Origin of the sequence: Thalassospira profundimaris, assembly GCF_003326675.1 — a bacterium.
GTDB lineage: Bacteria > Pseudomonadota > Alphaproteobacteria > Rhodospirillales > Thalassospiraceae > Thalassospira > Thalassospira aquimaris.
In genome coordinates, this window is the sequence record NZ_JPWF01000038.1 from 1 (window position 1) to 1,460 (window position 1,460).

The 1,460-nt window shown below is 53.1% G+C and carries 1 protein-coding gene; it reads right to left on the minus strand.

Annotated features, from left to right (window positions below; genetic code table 11):
- Positions 1-1,099: flagellin N-terminal helical domain-containing protein (locus tag TH19_RS22320; protein WP_114104557.1), on the minus strand; the 1,099-nt coding region annotated here is incomplete at its 3' end.
- Positions 1,100-1,460: the final 361 nt, after the last annotated feature.

Here is a 1,460-nt window from a genome sequence, read left to right on the forward strand (position 1 = left end):
CGCGGGTCACAACTTCGACTGCGTTCTGTGCAGAAGCGGCAGTGTTGATTGCGTTTGCACCCAGATCATTCAGTGAGGTTTCGGTGCCGGCAGAGCCAGTACCAAGCGCTTCGGAGTCAACCGCGGTCAGGTCAATCGAGAGGCGGTCGTTTGCGGTGTTGCCACCACCAACCTGGAACTCGATGCTGTTTGCCAGCTGCTGACCGTTATCGGCTGCCATGGTAACAATGTTGCCGGTTGCCGAGTTCAGGGTCGAACCGTTGAAGTCGGTATCGGTACCGAAGTCAGATGCGCCGGTGTTGTCAGCACGGATTGCAGCAACAGAAGCCGAGAAGTTGGTGTTGACCGTGAAAGTCAGGCCAAGCTCGTCGAAGTTCAGGGTAGAGCTTTCGCCTGCACCAATGGCCGTCGTGCCGCCAGTGCGGAAGTCCGTAACGTCGATTGACTGGGTGCGGTCCGCCGCACCGTCAATGGTGCTGGTAACGGTCATGATGACCTGATCGCCAGCGCCATAGTTGATGTTGACTTCAAAGTTGTTGTCAGTGAGGTCGGTGTCGGTGTCGGTTGCCCAATAGTTGTTGTCGGTGATGGCAAAGTTGTCAAAACCGTTAACCGGGACAAGAGCTTCACCAGAACCGGCAGCAGCAAGATCGCCATATTCGATTGCAACGTCACCGCCATTCCCCAGCAACTGAATGCCGTTGAAGTTGGTCGAGGAAGCAATACGGTCGATCTCGTCACGGCGTTCGGGGAATTCGTCGTTCAGGAAGCCACGCTCGGTATCGGACAGGTTGCCCGAGGAAGACTGAACAGCCAGCGTTTTCATACGGACGAGGATGTCATCAATGGTTGCCATACCGCCATCGGCGATCTGGAGCATCGAGTTGGCCTGTCCAACGTTGACGGTCGCAGTTTTCAGAGCCTGGGTGGTTGCGTTCAGACGTGCACCAATCGCCATGGAAGCAGCGTCGTCACGTGCAGAAACAACACGCGTACCGGATGACAGCTTTGACAGCGAGCGGGTCGCCATTTCGTCAGAAGCGGACAGGTTACGGTGTGCTACGTTAGCGGCATAGTTCGAAATAATATTAAGAGCCATTTTATCTCTCCTACATGGACAGCTCGCGGCGGCTTGGCCGCCATCTGTTTTCGGCGTCTTACCGAAAAGCGGGTTTCTAGATCTTCCTGATCAGCGAGACCCAATTGAGTAGGAGAAATATACGTTAGGGTGGCTATCCTGTCCATAAGATTCTTTAGAATCAGCTAATATATAAATATCAAGTACTTAGCGGTAATTATTCAGTTGTATAGTATCGGTTCTCGCAAGTATGGGCTGTGTTATGTGCATAAAACGGCAACTGACCGAATCGATTTTATCGATCTGGTTGGGCATGAAAAAAGGCGGCCCGAAGGCCGCCTTTTGGGAAGGTTTGATCTTACCAGAATTACTGGAGCAGACG